Annotated in this window: 20 protein-coding genes; 14 read left to right on the top strand and 6 right to left on the bottom strand. The window is 39.6% G+C overall.

From position 1 onward, the window contains the following. Positions 1-32 precede the first annotated feature (32 nt). From F4694_RS04080 to F4694_RS04070, 3 genes are all read right to left on the bottom strand, one after another. Positions 33-653 (bottom strand): hypothetical protein, encoded by a 621-nt coding sequence (locus F4694_RS04080; protein ID WP_179595627.1) that lies wholly within the window; start codon positions 651-653, stop codon positions 33-35. 62 nt (positions 654-715) lie between these two features. Then, positions 716-1,345 carry a multicopper oxidase domain-containing protein gene (locus tag F4694_RS04075; RefSeq protein WP_179595626.1) on the bottom strand — a complete coding sequence of 210 codons (630 nt, stop codon included), beginning with the start codon at positions 1,343-1,345 and terminating at the stop codon, positions 716-718. Positions 1,346-1,398: 53 nt separating this feature from the next. Continuing rightward, positions 1,399-2,805 (bottom strand): multicopper oxidase domain-containing protein, encoded by a 1,407-nt coding sequence (locus F4694_RS04070; RefSeq protein WP_179595625.1) that lies wholly within the window; start codon positions 2,803-2,805, stop codon positions 1,399-1,401. A 409-nt stretch (positions 2,806-3,214) separates the two neighbouring features. Between F4694_RS04070 and F4694_RS04065 the strand changes: the two genes are divergently transcribed. From F4694_RS04065 to F4694_RS04015, 11 genes are all read left to right on the top strand, one after another. Continuing rightward, positions 3,215-5,464: an AAA domain-containing protein gene (locus tag F4694_RS04065; RefSeq protein ID WP_179595624.1), complete on the top strand. Its 2,250-nt coding sequence runs from the start codon at positions 3,215-3,217 to the stop codon at positions 5,462-5,464. 332 nt (positions 5,465-5,796) lie between these two features. Next, positions 5,797-6,909 (top strand): glutamate 5-kinase, encoded by a 1,113-nt coding sequence (gene proB / locus F4694_RS04060; RefSeq protein WP_179595623.1) that lies wholly within the window; start codon positions 5,797-5,799, stop codon positions 6,907-6,909. Between the two features lie 8 nt (positions 6,910-6,917). Beyond that, positions 6,918-8,159: a glutamate-5-semialdehyde dehydrogenase gene (locus F4694_RS04055; RefSeq protein ID WP_179595622.1), complete on the top strand. Its 1,242-nt coding sequence runs from the start codon at positions 6,918-6,920 to the stop codon at positions 8,157-8,159. A 123-nt stretch (positions 8,160-8,282) separates the two neighbouring features. Next, positions 8,283-10,559, top strand: a complete 2,277-nt coding sequence (locus F4694_RS04050; protein WP_179595621.1) for an ATP-dependent DNA helicase — start codon at positions 8,283-8,285, stop codon at positions 10,557-10,559. Positions 10,560-10,656: 97 nt separating this feature from the next. Then, positions 10,657-11,433, top strand: a complete 777-nt coding sequence (locus F4694_RS04045; protein ID WP_179595620.1) for a hypothetical protein — start codon at positions 10,657-10,659, stop codon at positions 11,431-11,433. A gap of 20 nt (positions 11,434-11,453) precedes the next feature. Further along, positions 11,454-12,317, top strand: coding sequence for a DUF3307 domain-containing protein (locus F4694_RS04040; RefSeq protein ID WP_179595619.1), 864 nt, complete (start codon positions 11,454-11,456; stop codon positions 12,315-12,317). A 132-nt stretch (positions 12,318-12,449) separates the two neighbouring features. Further along, the gene (locus F4694_RS04035; RefSeq protein ID WP_179595618.1) at positions 12,450-12,704 is read left to right on the top strand and encodes a FeoA family protein; all 255 of its coding nucleotides are present in this window, start codon (positions 12,450-12,452) and stop codon (positions 12,702-12,704) included. Next, the gene (locus F4694_RS04030) at positions 12,694-13,386 is read left to right on the top strand and encodes a FeoB small GTPase domain-containing protein (RefSeq protein WP_179595617.1); all 693 of its coding nucleotides are present in this window, start codon (positions 12,694-12,696) and stop codon (positions 13,384-13,386) included. Before F4694_RS04035 ends, F4694_RS04030 begins: the two co-directional genes overlap by 11 nt. Continuing rightward, positions 13,387-14,760, top strand: coding sequence for a ferrous iron transporter B (locus F4694_RS04025; RefSeq protein ID WP_179595616.1), 1,374 nt, complete (start codon positions 13,387-13,389; stop codon positions 14,758-14,760). Between the two features lie 385 nt (positions 14,761-15,145). Continuing rightward, positions 15,146-15,670, top strand: coding sequence for a type 1 glutamine amidotransferase domain-containing protein (locus F4694_RS04020; protein ID WP_179595615.1), 525 nt, complete (start codon positions 15,146-15,148; stop codon positions 15,668-15,670). 83 nt (positions 15,671-15,753) lie between these two features. Then, the gene (locus F4694_RS04015) at positions 15,754-16,032 is read left to right on the top strand and encodes a DUF1292 domain-containing protein (RefSeq protein ID WP_179595614.1); all 279 of its coding nucleotides are present in this window, start codon (positions 15,754-15,756) and stop codon (positions 16,030-16,032) included. A 53-nt stretch (positions 16,033-16,085) separates the two neighbouring features. Here the strand turns inward: F4694_RS04015 and F4694_RS04010 are convergent, their stop codons facing one another. Both F4694_RS04010 and F4694_RS04005 read right to left on the bottom strand, forming a co-directional pair. Beyond that, entirely contained in the window at positions 16,086-16,499 is a 414-nt protein-coding gene (locus F4694_RS04010; protein WP_179595613.1) for a hypothetical protein, read from the bottom strand. Between the two features lie 100 nt (positions 16,500-16,599). Next, a complete protein-coding gene (locus F4694_RS04005; RefSeq protein WP_257029120.1) occupies positions 16,600-18,024 on the bottom strand; it encodes a sigma-54 interaction domain-containing protein in 1,425 nt (474 codons plus the stop codon). Positions 18,025-18,230: 206 nt separating this feature from the next. Here F4694_RS04005 and pruA point away from each other — a divergent pair, with 206 nt between their 5' ends. The 3 genes from pruA (at position 18,231) to F4694_RS03990 (ending at position 22,322) form a co-directional block, all read left to right on the top strand. Continuing rightward, positions 18,231-19,775 carry an L-glutamate gamma-semialdehyde dehydrogenase gene (gene pruA, locus F4694_RS04000; protein ID WP_179595612.1) on the top strand — a complete coding sequence of 515 codons (1,545 nt, stop codon included), beginning with the start codon at positions 18,231-18,233 and terminating at the stop codon, positions 19,773-19,775. 12 nt (positions 19,776-19,787) lie between these two features. Then, positions 19,788-20,990 carry an ornithine--oxo-acid transaminase gene (locus F4694_RS03995; RefSeq protein WP_179595611.1) on the top strand — a complete coding sequence of 401 codons (1,203 nt, stop codon included), beginning with the start codon at positions 19,788-19,790 and terminating at the stop codon, positions 20,988-20,990. A gap of 66 nt (positions 20,991-21,056) precedes the next feature. After that, positions 21,057-22,322 (top strand): Glu/Leu/Phe/Val family dehydrogenase, encoded by a 1,266-nt coding sequence (locus tag F4694_RS03990; RefSeq protein WP_374757409.1) that lies wholly within the window; start codon positions 21,057-21,059, stop codon positions 22,320-22,322. Positions 22,323-22,649: 327 nt separating this feature from the next. Here F4694_RS03990 and F4694_RS03985 read toward each other — a convergent pair whose 3' ends face one another. Continuing rightward, on the bottom strand, positions 22,650-24,017 hold the full coding sequence (locus F4694_RS03985) for an aldehyde dehydrogenase (RefSeq protein WP_179595609.1): 1,368 nt from the start codon (positions 24,015-24,017) through the stop codon (positions 22,650-22,652). Positions 24,018-24,103 lie beyond the last annotated feature (86 nt).

Genomic DNA, 24,103 nt, shown 5'->3' with positions numbered 1-24,103 from the left:
AGTCCTAAGTGTCAGAAACACTTAGGACTCTTTTATTTTATCACAATTGGTATTCTTCCGTTTAAAAGAAATGCATCGCTCAAGTGATGTCTATATTCGATCTGACCATATGAGCTTAGAGATCTGCTAGACCTAATTAGGACATCCATCCTCTGGGCAGTTGACATTTCAATCGGAGTTCCAGTGCTAATGGTATATGGTTCATTGTAACGGCCAAATGGAGGTACACCCAGAGACCGACCGTCTACTGCTATAACCACGACATCGACTGGAAAGGTAATCTTAATTTTTGTATAGGCTGCACATAATAATCGGACAAGGATCGTCTCATTTCTCCTGGCGTTAATAGAAATCTGCATTCCAGCCACACCGCTATTTAACCCCGCAGGAACCGTTAATCCAGGGCGGATCGATACCTTACTGCCAATGCGTCCTGGGAAATTAACCCCGGTAACGACAAAGTAATCCGGATTGTAATCATGAAAGGCAAAGAAATCATAACTTCCGCTGTCATTTTCGTGAAAATCATCATTGACTCCAGGTTCATCACCCATCTTTGGGAAAGTCTGATGCGCATGATCAGCTTGCTCACGCCAAACTGAGTCAATGTCATCAATAACCCAAAGAGCTTCCACATCATAAGGAACAGTCATGGCATGCGGATCACCACTCTCAAGGTTGCCGCCAATAAACCCAGGGAAAGTTGGATATTTCGCTAGGTTCCAGCTGTCCGGCGTGGATATCCGCCAACACTTTTGCCATCACTAGCGTCATAGGCATCGGGCGGCTCGACAATCAAAAACCCATATAATCCAAAGTCGAAATGCTGAATCGTGCTTCGATGGCAATGATAAAAATAACTTCCGATATGATTTGGCTGCCACTGATACGTGTATTGACCCAACTCCATAGAGGTGTGTCCAACTCCATCATTCATCGCAGTAGGCTCGATTCCATGCCAATGTATTGTATGTGCAGGCTGACCGTGTGCTTCAACATAACTATGAAAAACTACACCGCGGGGTACCCGTATCGTAGGACCAGGAAAGGTTCCTTCCGATGTCTCTGGAACATCAGGGTTACTAATTAGGAAGAATCTTATCTTTCTGCAGTCCCACATCGTAAGGTCTCTGCCGTGCATAAGGTGGACTCTTTGATTATTTGGTATTTGCATGGTAGCACCTGGTATAGATTCTGCAACAAACTTAGGTACTGGATTCGTTGGAATCAAAAGCTCAGGAGTTGGCGGACTCTCTTGTGGAGGATCGAACGACTTTACCCATTCACCCTCATGACCAACCACTGACCTGCGTGCAATCCGATGTACAGGATTCGTAAAAGACATAGCATTACTCCTTTGATTTATTCCTATTATTTATTATCATAAGATGCAATCGTTTAATGCTGTCCTTCATGCCCAGCTGCAGGAGCTGTCTCATGAGGACCGTGATTCATTCCAGCACCAGGGAATGTTGTGACTCCACCAGGTGTGTTTCGATCACCAATGAAATCTAATCCACTCATCATACCCATACCATAGTTTCCACCTTGTGCCGATTGACTGGTCTTTGAGTGGTCATGCATTGGGTAACAAATTGGTGATAATGGAACAGAAATATCAAGATCTCCTGTTTTCGTTCCAATTTTCGGGAAGTGGGTGTTCAACTCCCCTGTTGGCGGCCAGACAGGGTGTGGAACCGATCCTTTGATAGCCGGATTTGCGATGGAAATGAGCGGTTTATCAGCAAGACCGATACCACGCTCATTAGGAACATCAGGCGGTCTTGTAAAAGGAACCACCCATTCGATTACATCAAGCGGTTTGACTGTATAAGTATCTATCCAATGGGGATTTGTTTGAACAACACCATTTACTCCCGTTACATAGACATGATTGGCATGAATGTGCAGGGAATGAAGGGATAGGCCAGTATTTATAATTCGAATGACAGCTGGTTCCCCAACCCTATGGCTCGGAGTTATATATGGGTTATGTGCTGCAAACCATCCTGATTGACCATTTATCGTAAAAAAGTCTGGTTTACGATTCAAACCATCTGACCTGTACCGATCTCGTTGATACGCACTGATAAATTGTGCTGCGGGATAGTCTCTTCCTGGAGGGTAGTTTCCGACTTCCGCAAATAAACGGGAGCTGACCGCATGGAGGATCCACACATATTGTCTAAATGGTGGTGTATGTGTTGAATCGTCACCATCTTCCCAAGATAATCCTGGAAAGTGTGAGGTCGTTCCAAAATCATCAAAAAGCTGTTGTACAGCAGTTGTAGGAGCAGCGTAAGGTGTGGATTTATGCCCAGAAACTGCCGCATTTGGCATGACAACCAAGGCGCCATGCAGCCCCATAATTCGGTTTACTGGTGCATTTAGATTATCGTAATATAAAAAGGTCCCAGTTTTTGAAGCAACAAATTCGATATTTTTTGTCGCTCCAGGTGCAATTGGACCACTGTTTACCATCCCCTGTATGAAAAAAGCATGTGGCTCATCAAGTCCATTTGTGATTGAAACCTTAATGAGACTTCCTTCCGTTGTGAAAATATGAGGTCCAGGGACTTCTGCAGGAAAATTAGCCTCTTTGTACAACCAAAAGTAACATTGTGCTTGGTTAATAGAATTATGTGTAACCATGTCTTTTATAGCGTCTGTAATGGTAAAGTTGAGTTCCTGTACCTGTTTAACAGCAAAAAGTGAATTATTGGATATCCACGCAGGCATCACACTTCCTACAACTAACGCCGCAAGACCGCCTCCCGCATATTTAACAAAATCTCTTCGTTTCATCTTTACCTCCTTAAACAATAGTAGAGAAATGGTTTTACCACGTAAAATGACCTATGTATATCCACAGAAATTCCGAATCTAACTCGTGGGATACCCGGTCCAAAGTCACAAATCGTTCTCGGAATAATGACCTTTTTCACCTGTTTGTAGTTTTCAACCTTGTGCGGCTGGTACTAAATAACTATTCATTTTACAGTTTGAACATTCCTTTCTATCCTACACATTGACAGCAATTTTTTTATCGTGGTTATTTTTTAAAATATGACAAAGAGAACAATGGACGTCGAAATTTTTCACTGCAGAAAAATTTTATAATTCATAGATTCATAATTTTACGAGTTAGATTTATTTTTTTGGCTAAAACATGCTATAGTAAATTGACATTTAGAGTAATTAAAGGATGAAAACAATGACAAAGACAGTTTATTTGAAAGAGTGGCAGCAGGCACTTGAAAATGAAATACTTTACTTGAAAAAATATGGCAGTAACAAATATAGAGTGACCAATGGCAGGCTGCTGTCAAACGATGGGACATTTACCTATTATTTTGATACTGCCTTCTCATTAAAAATACCAGTTGGTTCTTCTATTACGCTTGTATGGGGAGGCGTAAAACAGGGAGGACGGACCCTTTCTTCTGAAGGGAAGGGGATCATCGTTCAATTAGAGCAATCGCTGGGTGATTTAATCCCTGATGCCTATATCTATCATGATCCTTGGGAGCTGCTTGAGCAGCTCATCGAACGGTTAGATGAAGTCAACAAAAGCAAGCAGAAACGTTTAAGGGTCAACCGATTAATGAACCCTTCAATGTCAGCAAAACACCCCATTGAAAAGGTTAAAAGCAATGTCCATGAATTAGTGCTGCGCTCAAAATACAACCCGGTCACCTTTGTGTGGGGACCGCCTGGAACCGGTAAAACCTATACACTTGCACGGGTTGCTGCAAATAAATATTTTCAAGAAAAAACGATACTTATTCTTTCGCATAGTAACCAAGCAGTAGATGTATTAATCAGTGAGATTTCAGCTTTTATTAAAAAGAAGGACCGCTTCAAAGAAGGGGATGTACTTCGGTATGGATCTAATACCGGCGTGGGAGAGGATAGCGAAGAAGCACTTACCACCAGTCAGCTCCTCCAGAAACAGGAACATAGTCTCGTAGAAGATAAAAATGCTTTAATAGAAGAAAGAAAAAACCTAAAACATGATATTGCCCGATCTTTTAGTAAGAGAGATACAAATCAACTATTGGAACTTGAGAAAAAGATTGCCAGAGTGCTTGAAAAAATACGTCAAAAAGAAATAGAATTTGTAAAAAATGCCCTTGTGGTGGGCGCAACGCTTGCAAAAGCAGCAAGTGATCCTGCGATATATGGGAAAGATTTTGATGTTGTTATCGTGGATGAAGCAAGTATGGCTTATGTACCACAGGCAGCATTTGCAGCTTCGCTTGGTAAAAGAGTCATTATATGCGGAGATTTTAAACAATTACCACCTATAGCCTCGTCCAGGGACTCACTCGTAACAAAATGGCTGAAAGAGGATGTTTTTCATCGAGCGGGTGTGGCAGATTGGGTGGAGGAGGGTAAGCTCCATCCGCATTTATTCTTATTGAAAGAACAGCGGAGGATGCACCCAGATATATCTGCTTTTACCAATCGATACATTTATCATTCTCTTGTAGGTGACCATGAAAGTGTAAGCAGTAGTAGAAAGAGGATTGTTGAACATGCACCTTTTCCGGGACGGGCGGCCATCTTATTAGATACAAGTTATATGGGTGCTTTTTGTATAACTGAAAAAAGTTCCAATTCCAGGTCAAATCTATGGCAGGCTCTGATTTCTTTTCAACTGATTCATGAATCCTATCTTGGCGGTGCTCGTTCCATTGGGTATGTAACACCCTACCGAGCACAAGCAAATTTAATGGATCTCTTGCTGCAGGATTTATATGAAAAAGAACGGTTAACGGCAGATATCGTTTCTGCCACCGTTCACCGCTTTCAAGGCAGTGAAAGAGATGTGATGATCTTTGATACAGTAGACTCCAATCCACAGGAACGAGCCGGAATGCTATTAACAGGAAAAGACAGTGAACGACTCATAAATGTGGCAATTACAAGAACAAAGGGAAAATTCATTCATGTCTGTAATCTCGCTTTTATCCGTAAACATGTATATAACAGAAAAACGATTAGGCAGTTGGTTGAACATCAAGAAAAACATCAGCAAAGTGTGAGAACAAAGGATATTGGCACCTGGATTAGAAATCAGCATCCTAATTTAAAGTGGATCCATGCACTAAAATTAGATAAGGTGCTTAGAGACATAGAAAATGCCCGTTCTTCCATTGTTATTTCTTTACCAGTAACGATTGTTTTACCAGAGTCATGGACAAATGTTTTAGTTCATCGGAATCCGTCCGCCACACTCACCGTTATTTCTGAGAAACCAATTCCAGAAATACAGGCTGACTCATGGCAGGAGGCTGGGTGTTCCTTCCCGTTTGTTGTCATTGATGAGCATATTCTCTGGCTCGGTTTCCAGCTAGGAAGAGGAAAAGGGCTACAGCCTCCCTTTATTGCAGCAAAATTAAGTTCAGAAAAGGTATGCGATTATTTAATCGGACAGTTAGTAACAGATAACATTAACTAAAGTAATGATTTAATTTTCAAAAAACATCCTTGACAATTTGCTCATTTCTTAAGATAATAAGTAAAAATTACAAATTGCTAATGGTAAGGGATTAGTAAACTTGTGAACGTGAAAGAGAGTGAAACCCACAGGCTGTAAGGTTTCTCGCGCGAAAGAGATTGAACCTGCCCTTTTCACACCGCTTATGAAAACATAAGCCGTTTTCCCTCGTTACGGAGTCAAAGTGGATGCTAAAAGCATCAATGAAGGTGGTACCGCGGAAACGACTCTTTCGTCCTTTTTATAGGGACAGAAGAGTCGTTTTTTTATTTTTTTTAGAGGGGTTAGAGGAAATGAAGAAACAACTCGTGGTTGTAAAAATAGGGAGCAGTTCATTAACAACAGCTTCAGGTACGATATCAGAAGAAAAAATTCGTGACCATGTCGAAGCACTGGCATGTATAAAAGAACAGGGTCACGATGTCATACTCATCTCTTCTGGTGCAGTTGCTGCAGGTTTTGGGGCGTTAGGGTATCCGACACGGCCAAAAACCACAGCAGGGAAGCAGGCAGCAGCAGCAGTCGGACAAGGATTATTAATGCAGCATTATCATTTGCAATTTAAAGAGTTTGGTATAGTCCCAGCCCAAATTCTATTAACTAGAGAAGATTTTTACAGCCTTGAGCGGTTTCACAATCTTTACAATACGATATCTGAGCTGCTTCAAAGGGGCGTTATACCGATTATTAATGAAAACGATTCTGTTTCAATTGAGGAATTAACCTTTGGTGATAATGATATGCTGTCTGCCCTTGTAAGCGGGTTTTTACATGCGAATGCATTAATTATCTTAACAGATGTAAATGGCTTATATGACGGTAATCCAAAAGTGATGAAGGACGCGAAGAAGTATGACTTTATTCCGAGGGTTAACGATGAACTGCTTGAAGCTGCAGGAGGAAGTGGATCCTCCGTTGGTACAGGCGGAATGAAATCGAAGCTGCTTGCTGCGAAAAAAGCTCTTTCCTTCGGGGTTAGTGTCTTTGTCGGGAAAGGACAGGGAAAGGAAAAGCTCTTAAATATTTTAGAGGGTAAAGGCGACGGAACTTATATTGGCGGCTCCTTCCAAACACAAATGCAAAAGAAAAAGCAATGGATTGCTTTTCATTCTCATACTGCTGGCATTGTCGAAATTGATGACGGTGCAGAAGTGGCGATTGTTACAAATGGGAAAAGTTTGCTGCCTGTTGGTGTTACAAATGTTATTGGTGATTTTAATGCGATGGATGTTGTCGAGGTTCACAATCAAAGAGGTGAATTGATTGGCAAAGGACAAATCTATTATTCTGCAAAAAATCTTCAAATGGTCAAAGGTTTACCTGGCGAGAAAACGAAAAATTTTTCTATTAATAAAAGAGCAGAAGTGATTCATCGAAATAACTGGGTCTTTTTGCCGGAGGAGTGAAATTTACTATGAGTGAATTATTAGAAAAAGCTGTAAAACTAAGATCATCATCAAAGGTTCTTGCTGTTCTCACTACGGAGGAGAAAAATGAAGCTTTAGCAAAAATGGCTGACCGATTATTGACAGAGAAAGAATTGATCCTTACTGAAAATGCTAAAGATATTGCAGCAGGAGAGGAAAAAGGATTTTCGCCTTCTTTGTTGGATCGGTTATTGCTTACGGAAGAAAGAATCGAGCAGATTGTAGAAGGGATTCGCCAATTGATTGTACTTGAAGATCCAATCGGAGAAACGATTGAAGCTTGGGATCGTCCGAATGGGTTACAGATTCATACCGTTCGTGTTCCGCTTGGTGTCATCGGAATGGTGTATGAAGCGCGTCCGAATGTAACGGTGGACGCAGGCAGTCTTTGCTTAAAAGCGGGAAATGCTGTTCTTTTAAGAGGAAGTACTTCGGCTCTTTACTCTAATAAGGCACTTGTGAAAGTAATGCGTGAGGCTTTAGCAGATAGTAAAATACCAGCCGATGCCGTTCAACTGCTTGAGGATACGAGCAGGGAAACAGCTTCGCAAATGTTTAAACTAAATCAATATCTTGACGTTCTGATTCCCCGAGGAGGTGCAGGTTTGATTCAATCGGTTATTCAAAATGCGACTGTACCTGTGCTTGAAACGGGTGTTGGGAATTGTCATATATTTATTGATGAGACTGCAGAAAAGCAAATGGCTATTGATATTACGATTAATGCAAAATTACACCGTCCTTCTGTTTGTAATGCGGCTGAATCCCTTATTCTTCACGAGGATTGGCCACATATATCAGAGATCGTTCATTCCTTAAAGGAAAAAGGAGTGGAGCTTAGAGGGGATGAAGAGCTGGCAGCGCAATACCCTTTTGTAAAAATTGCCGTTGAAGAGGACTGGCAGAACGAATTTTTAGCACCGATTCTAGCCGTGAAATTGGTAAAGAGTGTGAAGGAAGCCATTCAACATATCGACAAGTATGGAACGAAGCATTCAGAAGCAATCATCAGTGGAAATGATGAAAATGTACGGTTATTTTTCCAAGCGGTCGATGCAGCCGTCGTCTATCATAATGCTTCCACTCGTTTTACCGATGGGGAACAATTTGGCTATGGAGCGGAAATCGGGATTAGTACACAAAAACTGCATGCACGCGGTCCAATGGGTTTAAGAGCCATTACCACGACAAAGGCAATTGTACAGGGAACAGGTCAAATCCGTTCATAATAAGTAATAGAGAACAAGGTACATTCTTGTTCTCTATTTTTTTCGATCCTTGGTATGCGAGAAAAGATTTCTGTTATAATAAGATACAAACATATATTCTTATTTTTGAAGAAGGTGATTTTCTTGGCAAATACCATACAAATAGCGGTTAGGACGCTTGTGGAACATGTTTATAGCAGTGGCAGTATTGATTCCCGTTTTCGGTCACAGTCCACACTTTTAGATGGAACAAGAATTCACCAAAAAATCCAACGTACATACCAAGATTCTGATCAAAAGGAAGTTTATCTTCGAGCTGACCTACCCTTTAAAGATGTCATATTTACTATTGATGGAAGATGTGATGGGTTATTATTGCGGAATGGTGAGGTAATCATAGATGAGATAAAATCCACTTCTCAGCCGTTGGAACACCTTGGACAAGAAGGTATTCCTGTTCATTGGGCACAAGCAAAAATGTACGCTTATATATATGCCAATGACCATCAGTTACCGGAGATTTTTGTGCAGCTTACCTATGTGCAGGTTGAAAGTGATGAGAAAAGATATCTGAAAAATTGTTTTACAATGGAGGAACTAGATGTTTTTGTTCATGAGGTGGTAGGAAATTATTATCCTTATGCAAAATTACTTCATGATCACCGCAAAGCAAGGAATGAAAGTAGTAAACAACTGGTTTTTCCATTTGATTCTTACCGTGCAGGTCAAAGGAAACTAGCTGGTGGTGTTTACAAGACGATCTCAGAAGAAAAGAGTTTATTTGTAAAAGCACCAACTGGGATTGGCAAAACGATCTCAACCTTCTTTCCTGCTGTTAAAGCTATGGGTGAGGGGCATTTAAATCGAATTTTTTATCTGACCGCTAAGACTATTACCAGAACAACGGCAGAAGAGGCTTTAGAACGAATGCGATCTTGCGGGCTATGTTTGAAATCCGTTACGATTACAGCGAAAGACAAGGTTTGTTTTAAGAATGAGACCAAATGTCAGAAGGATTATTGTGAGTTTGCTGATGGTTATTATGATCGAATCAATGAAGCTGTATTAGATATTGTATCAAATGAAAACCTTATGAATCGTGAAGTAATCGAGAAATACGCTCGCAAACATACCATTTGTCCTTTTGAATTTTCGATTGATCTTGCTTATGCAGTTGACGCAGTCATTTGTGATTATAATTATATTTTTGATCCTCGCGTATCGTTAAAACGAATGTTCGAGGAGCAGAAGAAGTCAACACTTTTGTTAGTTGATGAAGCTCATAATCTGGTTGATCGCGGAAGAGAAATGTTCTCTGCTTCCTTAAATAAAGATACGTTTCTTCAATTAAAAAAGGAATTTAAAACTGTCAATAAGGTTATCTCCGATTATGCTTCAAAAATAAATGCCTGGTTTATTTCATTGAAAAAGCTTCATGGTGAGCAGAGTGAGTATACTGTGGAGCAGCTGGATGAAGAATTGGTTGAGTTGTTAACCCAATTTAATGAAGGTGCTGAACTTTTCCTACAAAAAGAGAATGCTCCAAACCTGTTGGAGCTGTACTTTCAAGTCAATGCTTTTTTGAAAATAGTTGAATTACTTGATGAGCATTATGTGATTTATGGAGAGAAAAATAAAAAAGATGTAACACTAAAATTGTTCTGTATCGATCCATCAAAATTACTGCAAAAAATGGGAAAAAACTTTCGGTCAAAAGTCTTTTTTTCTGCCACACTATCGCCGTTATCTTATTATCAGGATATGTTAGGCGGGCAAGTGGACGATTATACACTTTCGATTCCTTCCCCTTTTAAGGAAGAGCAGACAGATATTTTTATCAAACCGCTCTCGACTAGATATCGTGACCGAGCGAGAACAAAAGAGCCAATTGCATCTATGATTCATGCCTTAGTTCAAAATCGACCAGGTAATTATTTAGTTTTTTTTCCGTCCTATCAATATTTACTTGCGGTATATGAACAGTTCATTACAGAATACCCGGGAATCCCTACCTTACTTCAAGGTGCGGGAATGTCTGAGTTGGAACGAGAAGCCTTTTTAGAACAGTTTATACCAAATCGAGCAGAGACATTGGTAGGATTCGCGGTACTTGGCGGTGTTTTTTCAGAGGGTGTGGATTTAAAAGGTGATCGGTTAAACGGAGTGGTGGTGATCGGGGTAGGGTTGCCACAGCTTTGTTATGAACGGAATCTGATAAAGGAACATTTCAATCAAAACGAAAAAAACGGTTATGATTATGCCTATGTATATCCTGGAATGAACAAAGTTTTACAGGCGGGCGGACGGTTAATCCGTTCGGAAGAGGACCACGGGACCATTGTGCTGGTAGACGACCGGTTTTTACGGAGGCAGTATCAAGACCTTTTACCACAAGAGTGGCGGAGTTTTACGGTCATTTAGGTGCTTATTTATCTAATTGGATGAAAGTTTGACTACTTAATCTAAATTCATTAAAATTAGATTATATAATCTAATTTTTGAAATAAAGGAGTAGCTAATGAATCATCCAATTTCAATTTTTATACTAGATGTAAGTAACTCTTCTTCCGCTGAAAAAGGAGAAGAATTAACGAACTACCTTGATGAGATGGTGGCCTCAATTAATGTTTGGACGAAGAAGTTTGGACATTGCAAGGTAAAACACCGTGCGGGCGATGAGATTATTTTTGCTGGTTATGGCTATTCGACGGCATATATTATTGCTTTTTTTATCAGCAGGGTTTGGAAGTATCGTGATCATACCCCTTATTTTGGTTTGTCCTTTGGTGATAGTGATAAAGAGTTAGAAGAAGTTGATATTGAGAAATGGATCCACCCGCTAATAAAGCAGGCGAGATATGCGAACGATTTATTAAAACAAGAGCCAGTCAGACCACTATTCAAATTTGAACTTGATCAATTTTATCAAGATATTTCACTCTTTACATATAACCAGTTTCGGAATGAGTTTGAGGTTTTAATTAATTCATTATTGCGTTTACAGATGAACATGTTAAAAGAGCAAACTCCTATTCAAGAACAGGTTTTTACCTATTACTTTATTTTGCAGCAGCAAAAAGCGGTAGCAAAGCTGCTCGAAAAAACAGCACCGACCATTTCCAGTCATTATAAAAAAGGAAAATCTGAAGAAATTACAAAGGTTTTTAGCGAATTGGTCACCATCCTAGATTCACTGCAGGAAAAATCGTATAACGATAATCAGAGGAATGGGAAAAGTGAATCATTAATGGAATCAATTCGACATCATATAAAATTAAATTATATTAAGCAATGACCTGATAGAGAGGAGTTTCCATGCTATTATTATCCCTCATTCTCGCCCATCTCATAGCTGATTTTTATTTGCAGACCGATGAAATGGTCGTAGACAAAATGAAAAATATTAAGAAGCATATTGGCCACCATTTTCTTGTAAATGTACTTGTGCTGACAGTTTTTTACCTTTTTTCATCTAAAGAAGTGAGTATTATTACGTGTCTTATTTTTCCGTTGTTCTTTATTGTGAGCAGCCATTTAATTATTGATATCCTTAAAATCAAGCTCCTTGATACCTTAAAAATAAGCAATGAAGAAAACCTAAAAAGAGCTAGTTTCTTCACGATTGATCAGCTGGTACACCTTGGAACAATTCTCCTTGCTGGACAATATTTTTTAGGTGTTCAGCTTGCAAGTATCCAGGGATTTTTTAGAAACGGGAAAGAATTGGGCACGATAAACTCGGTTTTATTCATTCTTATTGTTTTGATTCTTGCCACTAGTGTAAGTGGACACATGATAAAAATCCTATTAGGCTCCCTGCCTAATCAGCTTTTAACCTTTGAAGGGAAATATACATTTAAAAATGAACGGCAAGAGGCTCAATATGCCAAGAACCATACGGGTAATAGATCCTTAACAGAGGAATATAACTATACGATTTTTAGCAAACATGATCTCTCACGGGGAAAATTAATTGGTTATATTGAGAGATTACTAGTTATCGTGTTAACCTTTTACAGTGCTTATCCAGCGATTGGATTTATCGTTGCGGCTAAGTCGATTGCACGGTTCAAACAAATGGATGACCGCAACTGGGCAGAGTATTTTCTATTGGGTACGCTGACATCGATGTTTATAGGAATTACACTTGGAATACTCTTAAGGGAAGTATTAACCTAAAATTTATCTTCTTAGCTGCCTATTAGTAGGCAGCTAATTTTTTTTTTGAAAAAATGACACAAGTGGTATGTTTTAGCATATAATTAAGAAAAAGTTGCACGAAGGAAAAACTTTAATAAGGAGGAAAGAGATATGAGCATACCAAAAACAATGAGACTTGTGGATGGTGAGAAGGGAAATTTAATTCAAATCACTTCTTTAAATCTGGACGGTGTGATGAGAAGAAGATTGTTAGATTTAGGCTTTGTGGCTGGTGCGATGGTCGAGGTCATTAGAAAAAGCCCTTTAGGGGACCCAATTGCTTATCGAGTCAGTCAAACGACCATTGCGTTAAGAAAAGAGGAAAGCTCTCGGATAGAAGGGGTGTTGATGACAGATGGGGAATAGTTATCGAGTGGCCTTGGCGGGAAACCCAAATACCGGTAAGAGTACTTTATTTAATGCCTTAACAGGCTTAAGACAGCATACAGGAAACTGGGCTGGAAAGACTGTTTCGCTCGCGCAAGGCGATATTCAGTATAAAGATAAAACGTTTAATTTGATTGATCTTCCAGGTACCTATTCGCTTTTTTCCAATTCAAGTGATGAAGAGGTAGCAAGAAACTATATTGTTTTCGAAAAACCAGATGTTACCGTTGTTGTACTGGATGCAACATCCCTAGAGAGAAACTTCAATTTAGCCTTACAGGTATTGGAAATGACAAAAAATGTAATTATCTGTATTAACCTAATCGATGTCGCAGAAAAACAAGGGATTACCATTAATGAGCGGATTTTAACAAATCGATTAGGCGTTCCGGTGATTAAAATATCGGCACGAAACAAAAAAGGCTTCCCTATGCTGCTTGATACCATAGACCGCATCGTGACCGGTGCGATAGACTGTCAACCTGTCCAAACCACCTACCCGGATGATATTGAAGAACAAATTAAGAAAATTGAACCAAAAGTTTCGGAGCTTATTGGAAATGAGTTGTCCGCACGTTGGGTTTCGTTAAGGTTGCTGGATGGTGACGAAAACTTACTGAATGAGATTAACGAGCGATTTGGACAAAAGGAGAGAGCTTAGATGAGTATTCAACAGCTTTACACAGAAGCACAACAGCTTTCAACGGCCAAGCTGAGAGATGATATTGTTCAACAGCTCTATGAACGTAGCCATCGACTTTGTGCTGAGGGCATTAAGTATACAAAGTCGAACAGAGACACAAGGACCGAAAAACTAGATGCGATATTTACCTCGCCGATTTTTGGATTTCCGATTATGCTTACGATGTTGGGCGTATTGTTTTACTTAACAATTGCTGGAGCAAATATACCGTCCTCGATGTTGGCAGAGTTCTTTGGGTCGATGGAGAAATATTTAACTGCATTTTTTAGCTTTATTCACGCACCTGACTGGGTTCATGGCGTTCTTGTTCTCGGGTTATACCGCGGTACAACGTGGGTTATTAGCGTCATGCTGCCTCCGATGGCAATCTTTTTTCCAACCTTCGCACTCTTAGAGAATTACGGTTATCTACCACGTGTTGCTTTTAATATGGACCGTCTGTTTAAAAGGGTGGGTGCTCATGGGAAGCAATCCTTAACAATGGCTATGGGTTTTGGCTGTAATGCAGCAGCGGTGATATCTACAAGGATAATTGAATCGCCAAGAGAACGAATGCTGGCGATATTGACCAATAATTTTGTTCCATGTAATGGGCGTTGGGGAACATTAATTGTATTAGCCTCGTTATTTATGGCGGCAAATTTTACAGGCGGACTTAAATCACTTGTCACAACCGGAGTGATTGTCGGGATCGTCATGTTTGGTATCATTGTCACCTTTTTTGTCTCTTGGGTCCTATCAAAAACAGCATTAAAAGGGATTCCAACCCATTACACGTTAGAACTTCCTCCATACAGGAAACCTAAAATTTTTGATACGGTGGTTCGCTCATCGTTAACAAAATCATGGTCGGTTTTAATGCGTGCGGTGAAGGTTGCAGCACCGGCGGCGATTTTAACCTGGGTGTTTGCAAACATTTTTATTGGTGATACCAGCATTCTGATGTATGCAGTTGAGTTCTTAGATCCATTTGGAAAATTGCTAGGACTTGATGGTTATATTATGATGGCGTTTATTTTAGGGTTGCCAGCGAATGAAATTGTCCTTCCCATCTTGTTAATGGGGTATCTATCAACAGGATCCTTAACAGAGGTGGATAGCTTGGTCGATTTAAAGCAAATCTTTCTCGACCATGGCTGGACGTGGCTGACAGCACTAAATATGATGTTGTTTTCACTGCTTCATTATCCATGCGGAACAACGCTTTTAAATATTTATAAAGAAACTAAAAGTAAAAAATGGACTTTTCTAGCCTTTTTGATTCCTACGGTCATTGCCATTCTTGTTCCTTTTATTATTACCCAAACCGTTAGATTCTTTGGCTGGATGTAAATTAAAAGTAAGGGTTTAGGTTTTCATATTAAGAATAGACGTATGAATTGGCATACGTCTATTTTTTTAGGTTTCTGAGTTGGGGGGGGCAGGTTAGACCAAATACCTTAGCTGATAAATAGACGGAAAAATTCCGCCTAATTTGTAATTATTATTAAAATGGGCATAAATAGACGGAGAGATTCCGCCTATTGGCTCTAAAAATCACAAAATGGGAGATTTTTCTTTGCATAGACGGAAAATCTCCGCTTATATCACCCGAAACGAGCTCTATTCTGTAATTAACCGGAAAATCTCCGCTTAACGAAACTCTTTAAAAGTGGTCTCTTTTTTGTTGGTTTGATTTTTCTATGTCATAATAATTAAGAAGGAGGAGGGAAGTATTATGCGTTTAAAAGGTAAGAAGATAGTAAGTCTTGTCCATCATGATTTTGAAGATCTTGAGCTATGGTATCCAATTCTCCGATTAAGAGAAGAAGGGGCTGTGGTTGACCTAGCAGGAGAAAAGGCTGAGGAAGGGTACATAGGAAAATATGGAGTGCCGGCAAAATCGGATTACTCTTATAGTGATATTAAAGGGGAAGAATACGATGCGATTTTAGTTCCAGGTGGTTGGGCACCAGATAAGATTCGCCGCTTTCCTGAAGTTCTTTCACTGCTTCAGCATTTCGAAGAAAACAAAAAGCCAATTGGACAAATTTGCCATGCTGGCTGGGTTCTAATTTCCGCAAAAATCCTGCAGGGTAAGAAGGTAACTAGTACACCTGGGATTAGGGATGATATGGAGAATGCTGGTGCAACTTGGTATGATGAGCCAGTTGTCGTCGACGGAAATTTAGTCTCAAGCAGACGCCCGCCTGATTTACCGGATTATATGCGTGAATTTGTTAAAGTCATCGAGCAGAAATAAGTTATTTTTAGCATTATTTCCAGCCATTTTAGAGATACTTATGGAATGAAATGCTTATTCTTTTAATGAGAGGAAGATGTAACGTGGCAAATATTGAAGTTGGCGAAGTTTTTACAATTAGTGATGAAACAGATCAGGAGCAGGAAGTAGAAGTGTTAGCTTCGATCAATATAGAAGGCACCAATTATGTAGCGGTAGGATTTGTTGAAGATATAAAAGAGGAAACAGAAGAGGACATTGATATCTTCTTCTTAAAAGTTGATGAGGACGGAGACTTAACAGCTATCGAAAGTGACGAGGAGTTTGAAAAAGTTTCGGCTGCTTTTGATGAGATTATGGATGAAGAAGAAGATAGTCAATAACTTTGAAAAAAAGATAGAGCTGGTATACCAGTTCTATCTCTTCTTTAACGATTTTAATGGTTGTGATCATCTTCAGTTGGCGGTAAAGCTATACCACTAGGTACTCCATTTGTAAACATTGCGAATTCTACAGTTCCCGATTTATTAAAAAAGGGAACAGCAACCATTACAAAATTACCAATTTCACCTTCAAACTTAGCAACTTGTACTTTATTTACACCCATAAAAGTATAATCCTGTTTGAGCAACTCAAACTTTTGAGTCTTAAAAACATCGCTACTCAAAAGTTCTGCAACAATTTTATTCTTTTCAGAACCTGTTACCGGGTAGATACCATGATCCTCACATCCGCATGAAAACAAATCTGGTACTAAATTTGGATTTGCAGCTTTTACTGAATTCCCCGGAGCAACAAACATCAATAAAACAATTAAACTAGTACAAAGTAATGTTACTATCTTTTTCATAAATTCTCCTCCTTATTAAGTATTACTTATATATTCCTCTATTTCTCGACATAATCCTGCAAAAATTATGAAAAATTTCGTACAATTTTACTAGTTCTTGTTACTCATGCTTGATGTTTAGTTTTTTCATTCGATACTGAAGACTTTGACGGCTAAGTCCTAGCACATCTGCAGCTCTAGTAATATTGTAATCATTATTTTTCAAGACATGTTCAATATAGGATTTTTCAAAGTATTCCATTTGCTCCTTTAGTGAGGTGGTCATATCTGTTCCATCTTTTAAAAACATATCAACCGAGACAGAAGGAGTGTTTCTTTCTTTTAGATGCAATTTGCTTCGATATTGATAGGGAAGATGCGAATACTCAATGAGTTCTTCATCATCCATCATAATGTTCATAGCCGCTTCAACCAAATGTTCTAGTTCACGAACATTTCCATGCCAGTCATACTCTAGAAATGAAGCTTTGACCTCTTCTGATAAACCTTTTACGTTCATTTGAAAGAGATCGTTGTACTTGTTAATAAAAAGCTGGGCCAGGAGAGGGATATCTTCTTTTCGCTCCCTTAAAGGCGGAATGAAGACAGTAACGACTCCAAGGCGGTAATATAAGTCTTTACGCATATGATTATTGGTTACCGCATCGATTGGATCCTCGTTAATATTTGCGATCACACGAACATCCACGGGGGTATCCTTCGTGTCCCCAACCCGGCGGATGGTTTTCTCTTGAAGTGCACGAAGCAGTTTAGCCTGAAGGTTTAGATTAAGTGAATTAATCTCATCAAGTAATAACGTTCCGCCATTGGCCTGTTCAAATAATCCCGGCTGGTCGATGGCTCCGGTAAATGCACCCCTTCTTGTGCCAAATAGAAGACTTTCTATTAAGTTATCAGGTAAAGCCGCACAGTTTTGAGTGATAAAGGGGCCGGAAAACCGACTACTGGCATTATGTATACTTTGGGCAAACAACTCTTTACCGGTTCCAGTTTCTCCTACAATTAAAACGTAAGAAGAGGTACGTGCCGCACGCTTGGCACCTTCAATGACTTCCTTCATCACTGTACTGTTTCCTGTAATACTATCAAAGGTATATCTAGTAGTACCTTTTCGGGTGATATTCCCTTTTATTAAACGTTCCAGTTTTGTGACATCATTGGCGATTTCAACAGCACCCAACAGTTCTTCGTTTTCATAAATAGGAATGGTATTATTGTTGGTAGTAATTTCCCGGCCTTTGTTATTAAAATAGGTTTGTTTAACGTTCTTCGTTTCTTTTCTATCTTGAAGCGCTTTTACAAGTGTACTAGATTGATTTTCTTTAAACATAAAGACATCTAGCAGATTCTTATTCATTACTTCTTGGATGTCCATCGATTCCATTTGCGCCATTTTATTATTATAAATTACCGTATTCCCCGAAGCATCTACGGCATGGACCCCAACATCCACTTCATCTAAAATCCTTTTATACATGGAAATAAGATACTGCAGGTATTCAACTGTCATTTTTGTCTGATCCATGATCTTCATTCCCCTTATTGTTTATCTTTCTATTAAAACAAATAATCCGAAATAGCGCAAAATATTTTTGCGTTAAAAATAATTTAAATATTTGGCGCAAAAATATTTTGCGTTTAATAATATTAATCCTTTATTTATGTAGATTTTACGGTTGGCACGGAACTTGCATTATGTTATTTTGTACAAACCACAAGGGGGATAAAAGAATGAAACCGTATACGCATGAACCATTTACTAATTTTACAGAAGAAGCAAATAAACAAGCATTTCAACAAGCTCTTTCGTATGTTCAATCCCAGCTAGGAAAGGAATATCCCGTTGTGATTGGCGGGGAATCCATTATTACCGATAAAAAGATTCAATCTATTAATCCAGCAAATAAAGAAGAAGTCATCGGTAGTGTGTCCATGGCAGACCAAGAACTTGCTGAAAAGGCCATGCAAACGGCATTAACTGCATTTGAATCTTGGAAGAAGTGGAAGCCTGAACACCGTGCTAATATCCTATTCCGTGCAGCAGCGATGTTACGCCGCCGTAAACATGAATTTTCTGCTTACCTTGTAAAAGAAGCTGGAAAGCCATGGAAGGAAGCAGACGCAGATACCGCTGAAGCCATTGATTTTATCGAGTATTATGGTCGTCAAATGCTTCGTATTAAAGAAGGTTTCCCCGTTCAAAGCCGCGATGGGGAATACAATCAATATCACTACATTCCACTAGGTGTAGGAATCATTATTTCACCATTTAACTTCCCATTGGCCATTATGGCTGGAACAACCGTGGCAGCCATTGTGTCTGGTAACACGGTTCTTCTAAAGCCTGCAAACTCAACACCAATTGTGGCAGCAAAGTTTGTAGAGCTAATGCATGAAGCTGGTCTGCCAAATGGCGTATTAAACTTCGTACCAGGCAGCGGGGCGCAGATTGGGGATTACCTAGTGGACCATCCAAAAACTCGTTTCGTTTCCTTCACTGGTTCACGTGAGGTAGGCTGCAGAATCAATGAACGCGCGGCAAAGGTTCACCCGGGGCAAATTTGGATTAAACGTGTTATTGCTGAAATGGGCGGTAAGGATACAGTGGTTGTAGACAATGATGCAGATTTAGATTTAGCTGCAGCAAGTATCGTTTATTCAGCTTTTGGTTTCTCTGGTCAAAAATGTTCTGCTGGCTCTCGTGCAGTTGTTCATCAGGATGTTTATGATGAAGTGCTTGAAAAAGCTGTGGCGTTAACAAAGACACTTACACTTGGTAACCCAGAAGATTTATCTAATTACATGGGTCCAGTGATTGATGAAAAATCTTTTAAGAAAATCATGAGTTATATCGAAGTGGGTAAACAAGAGGGAAGATTAATGACTGGCGGAGAAGGCGATGACTCACAGGGTTACTTTATCCAGCCAACAATCTTTGCTGATATAGATGAAAATGCGCGACTTATGCAAGAGGAGATTTTTGGGCCAGTTCTGGCTTTCTCAAAAGCTCGTGATTTTGACCATATGATGAAAATCGCTAACAACACAGATTACGGTCTAACAGGAGCATTAATTTCAAACAACCGTGAACATATTGAACGTGCCCGTGAAGAATTTCATGTTGGAAATCTCTACTTTAACCGTACTTGTACTGGAGCGATTGTTGGATATCAGCCATTTGGAGGATTCAACATGTCAGGAACTGATTCTAAAGCAGGCGGTCCCGATTATTTACTGCTTCACATGCAAGCTAAAACAACTTCCGAAACGCTATAAGGAGGAAATAAAATGAATACTACTACAAATAAAACAACTGAAATTATCGAAAAAACCCAAAAGTTTGGTGCCAACAATTATCATCCACTGCCAATCGTGGTTTCGAAAGCAGAGGGAGTATGGGTGGAAAATCCAGAAGGAAACCGCTACATGGATATGCTGAGTGCTTATTCCGCGGTAAACCAAGGACACCGTCATCCTAAAATTATTAAGGCCTTAAAAGACCAAGCAGATAAAGTGACGTTAACTTCACGAGCTTTCCATAATGACCAGCTTGGTCCGTGGTATGAGAAAATTTGTAAATTAACCAATAAAGAAATGGCACTTCCTATGAATACAGGTGCTGAAGCGGTAGAAACAGCTATTAAAGCAGCACGCCGCTGGGGCTATGATGTAAAAGGAATCGCTGAGAACCAAGCAGAAATTATTGCTTGTACAGGTAACTTCCATGGCAGGACAATGGGTGCAGTTTCCTTATCTTCTGATCCTGAATATAAGCGAGGATTTGGTCCGATGCTTCCAGGGATTAAGCTTATTCCTTATGGAGATATCGAAGCATTAAAAGCTGCTATCACACTTAATACAGCTGCATTCTTAATTGAACCAATCCAAGGTGAAGCAGGAATTATCCTGCCTCCTGAAGGGTTCTTAAAAGCAGCTTCTGATTTATGTAAAGAAAACAATGTATTGTTTATTGCCGATGAAATTCAAGTTGGCTTAGCTCGGACAGGAAAAATGTTTGCTGTTGAATGGGAAGAAGTTAACCCAGACATGTTAATTTTAGGAAAAGCATTAGGAGGCGGAGTGTTCCCAATTTCATGTGTTGTGGCCAACTCCGATGTTTTAGGCGTATTTAATCCAGGTTCACATGGATCCACTTTCGGTGGAAATCCACTTGCTTGTGCTGTGTCAATTGCAGCTTTAGAAGTGATTGAGGAAGAAAAACTAGCAGACCGTTCACTTGAATTAGGTAAGTATTTTCTAGAACAATTAAAAGTGATCAATAGCCCTGTGATAAAAGAAATAAGAGGCAGAGGTTTATTTATAGGTGTAGAGCTGACAGAGGAAGCAAGACCTTACTGTGAGCAATTAAAGGAAGAGGGTTTATTATGTAAAGAAACACATGATACCGTTATTCGTTTTGCACCGCCGCTTATCATTACAAAGGAAGAAATAGATTGGTCAATTGAAAAGATCACTAAGGTTTTAGCTTAAGAACTATATTTCTATACTACTAAAATACGAGGTGCGGGCATGTCGGTTAAGACAGTGATAAATGAAATGTCAAAAGAACAGCAAAAGGAAAAGGAATCTTTAAACTTATACTACTCAACACAAACGGTGATTCAAGAAGCATTAACGAAGTTGGGCTACAATAGTGAAATGTTTGAACTATTAAAAGAACCGATTCGATTATTGACCGTTAGAATTCCAGTTCGCATGGATGATGGCACAGTTAAAATCTTTACCGGGTACCGTTCACAGCATAACGATGCAGTTGGACCAACAAAGGGAGGTGTCCGCTTTCATCCTGATGTAGATGAAGCTGAGGTAAAAGCCTTATCGATTTGGATGAGTTTAAAGTGTGGGATTACTAACCTTCCATATGGCGGCGGTAAAGGCGGTATCATTTGTGACCCGAGGCAGATGTCCTTTAGAGAGCTTGAGAGATTAAGCCGCGGCTATGTTCGTGCGATCAGTCAGATTGTAGGACCAACAAAAGATATTCCGGCACCTGATGTTTATACAAATTCACAAATAATGGCATGGATGATGGATGAATATAGTCGTCTGCGTGAGTTTGACTCGCCAGGATTTATTACTGGTAAACCCCTTGTATTAGGAGGATCGCACGGACGAGAAACTGCAACTGCCCGTGGTGTGACCATGTGTATAAATGAAGCGGTTAAGAAAAAAGGAAAAGAGTTAAAAGGTGCTCGCGTGGTGATCCAAGGTTTTGGAAATGCAGGCAGCTACTTAGCTAAATTTATGCATGACGCAGGTGCCAAAGTGGTCGCTGTTTCCGATGTATACGGCGGAGTTTATGATCCAGACGGACTTGATATTGATTATTTACTCGATAGAAGAGATAGTTTCGGAACCTTCTCTCAGCTATTTACAGATACAATCAGCAACCAGGAATTGCTAGAGTTAGAATGTGATATTCTTGTACCTGCCGCGATTTCGAACCAAATCACCGAAGAGAATGCTGCTAACATTAAAGCGAGTATTGTCGTTGAAGCAGCAAATGGACCAACCACTCTTGAAGCTACAAAGATCTTAACAGAGCGTGGAGTTCTCCTTGTTCCAGATATTCTTGCAAGTGCAGGCGGGGTTACGGTTTCTTATTTTGAATGGGTGCAAAACAATCAGGGTTACTATTGGTCTGAAGAAGAAGTAATGGAAAAGCTTGAGAAGGTAATGGTTAGTTCTTTTGACACGATTTATCAACAGGCTCAGACCCATCAAGTTGATATGCGTTTAGCTGCATATATGGTTGGGATTAAGAAAGTAGCAGAAGCCTCCCAATTCAGAGGCTGGGTATAATCGGACAGAGCCTTGCAGAACACAATCTGCAAGGCTCTTTTATTTATTTAGGCTCTGTTATTATTCATTTTTGATTTTCGTGTAGGGTTGAGAATTCATAGGCGGAGAATTTCCGGCTATTGTATATAGAGGAACCTTAAGAAGCAGATATAAGCGGAGATATTCCGGTTAACTGCTTTAAATAAGACAAATTCCAAGGATTTGGAGACAATAAGCGGAAAAACTCCGCTTATTTTTAAGGAAATATGGGTATTTCCCAATTTAAACGGAAATTCTCCGCTTATTTTCCAAACACAGTGAAATCAACATTCAGTTTTAACAGAGCCTTTATTTAATAAATCGTTTGATTTGTTTTAGTGCGTCTTTACGATTTGGATATCGGAAAGGTAGATCAAAGGTAGTCGTTTGTTTTAAAATACTCTTCTGGTGAGAGAAGACATCAAAGCTGCCTCTGCCATGGTAGGCACCAATTCCACTTTCACCAACACCGCCAAACGGGAGGTAAGGTGAACTAAGGTGCATGACAGTATCGTTTATACAGCCGCCGCCAAAAGAGATAGAAGCTAAGATAGCATCTTGGAATTCTTTGCTTTCTGAAAAAATATAAAGAGCTAATGGTTTAGGATGATCATTAATTTTTTGAATCATGGCTGATTCATTTTCATATTCAAGGACAGGGAGGACAGGACCGAAAATTTCCTCCTGCATGACTGGGTCCTCCCATGTAACACCGCCAAGCACTGTGGGCTCAATGGTAAGCGTATCCTTCGAATAATTGCCGCCGTGAAGGATTTCCCCGCTCGATATTAACCCGGTCACGCGATTGAAATGACGTTCACTTACGATTCTCGTGAATTCACCATTTTTCACGATATTCTCATATAGATCAACTATAGTTTCTTTGAAGGTTTTTAAAAATTGGTCCTTGATGTCTTTGTGTACATATAAATAGTCAGGCGCGACACATGTTTGACCTGCATTGATAAACTTACCCCAGGCAATCCGTTTGGCTGCCAATTTAAGATCTGCGTCATGATGAACGATACAGGGACTTTTTCCTCCTAATTCAAGCGTAACAGGTGTTAAGTGCTTTGCGGCCGCTTCCATAATTACCTTTCCAACTGAAACACTTCCAGTAAAAAAGATATAATCAAATTTTTCTTTTAATAAAAGCTGAGTGGTGTCGGCATCACCTTGGACAACAGAAACGTACTCTTCAGGAAATGTTTTATTGATCAGGTCTGCCATAAGTTTTGATGTCTCTGGTGTCAGTTCGGAGGGTTTAAGTACCGCACAATTCCCTGCAGCAATGGCACCAATCAGAGGAGCGATGGCAAGTTGTAAAGGATAATTCCAAGGAGAAATGATCAATGCAATCCCATATGGTTCAGAATAAATATAGGCCTTAGACCCTAGTTGAGTCATGGTCGTTTTGACTTTTCTTGGCTGAGTCCAATCTCGTATATGTTTGAGAGTAAAACGGATTTCCTCAAGCAAAATTCCCATTTCACTAATATAAGAGTCGAAGTCACTCTTATTCAAATCCTGCTTAAGTGCTGTCATTATATCTTTCTCATGTGAGCGAATCATATCTCCTAGAGATGTTAATGCTTCTATGCGGAATGATACATCTTTTGTTCTTCCTGTTTGAAAGAAATCACGCTGCCTTTTCAATATATGACTAAACCCTTCCATAAGCGCACCTCCTAATAGATAAAAATATTCTATCACATCTTATTTTAATAACCAGTTAGGATAGGACAAAATGGAATAATTTTGTA

The organism is Neobacillus driksii (assembly GCF_013409995.1).
GTDB classification, from domain to species: Bacteria; Bacillota; Bacilli; order Bacillales; family Cytobacillaceae; genus Neobacillus; species Neobacillus driksii.
This window is presented reverse-complemented; position numbering and strand designations above follow the sequence as displayed.

Bases quoted from the DNA above. Each gene is read 5' to 3' on its own strand.
- F4694_RS04080 (WP_179595627.1), bottom strand. From the start codon at position 653: ATGACTGTTCCTTATGATGTGGAAGCTCTTTGGGTTATTGATGACATT.
- F4694_RS04075 (WP_179595626.1), bottom strand. From the start codon at position 1,345: ATGTCTTTTACGAATCCTGTACATCGGATTGCACGCAGGTCAGTGGTT.
- F4694_RS04070 (WP_179595625.1), bottom strand. From the start codon at position 2,805: ATGAAACGAAGAGATTTTGTTAAATATGCGGGAGGCGGTCTTGCGGCG.
- F4694_RS04065 (WP_179595624.1), top strand. From the start codon at position 3,215: ATGACAAAGACAGTTTATTTGAAAGAGTGGCAGCAGGCACTTGAAAAT.
- proB (WP_179595623.1), top strand. From the start codon at position 5,797: ATGAAGAAACAACTCGTGGTTGTAAAAATAGGGAGCAGTTCATTAACA.
- F4694_RS04055 (WP_179595622.1), top strand. From the start codon at position 6,918: ATGAGTGAATTATTAGAAAAAGCTGTAAAACTAAGATCATCATCAAAG.
- F4694_RS04045 (WP_179595620.1), top strand. From the start codon at position 10,657: ATGAATCATCCAATTTCAATTTTTATACTAGATGTAAGTAACTCTTCT.
- F4694_RS04040 (WP_179595619.1), top strand. From the start codon at position 11,454: ATGCTATTATTATCCCTCATTCTCGCCCATCTCATAGCTGATTTTTAT.
- F4694_RS04035 (WP_179595618.1), top strand. From the start codon at position 12,450: ATGAGCATACCAAAAACAATGAGACTTGTGGATGGTGAGAAGGGAAAT.
- F4694_RS04030 (WP_179595617.1), top strand. From the start codon at position 12,694: ATGGGGAATAGTTATCGAGTGGCCTTGGCGGGAAACCCAAATACCGGT.
- F4694_RS04025 (WP_179595616.1), top strand. From the start codon at position 13,387: ATGAGTATTCAACAGCTTTACACAGAAGCACAACAGCTTTCAACGGCC.
- F4694_RS04020 (WP_179595615.1), top strand. From the start codon at position 15,146: ATGCGTTTAAAAGGTAAGAAGATAGTAAGTCTTGTCCATCATGATTTT.
- F4694_RS04010 (WP_179595613.1), bottom strand. From the start codon at position 16,499: ATGAAAAAGATAGTAACATTACTTTGTACTAGTTTAATTGTTTTATTG.
- F4694_RS04005 (WP_257029120.1), bottom strand. From the start codon at position 18,024: ATGGATCAGACAAAAATGACAGTTGAATACCTGCAGTATCTTATTTCC.
- pruA (WP_179595612.1), top strand. From the start codon at position 18,231: ATGAAACCGTATACGCATGAACCATTTACTAATTTTACAGAAGAAGCA.
- F4694_RS03995 (WP_179595611.1), top strand. From the start codon at position 19,788: ATGAATACTACTACAAATAAAACAACTGAAATTATCGAAAAAACCCAA.
- F4694_RS03990 (WP_374757409.1), top strand. From the start codon at position 21,057: ATGTCAAAAGAACAGCAAAAGGAAAAGGAATCTTTAAACTTATACTAC.
- F4694_RS03985 (WP_179595609.1), bottom strand. From the start codon at position 24,017: ATGGAAGGGTTTAGTCATATATTGAAAAGGCAGCGTGATTTCTTTCAA.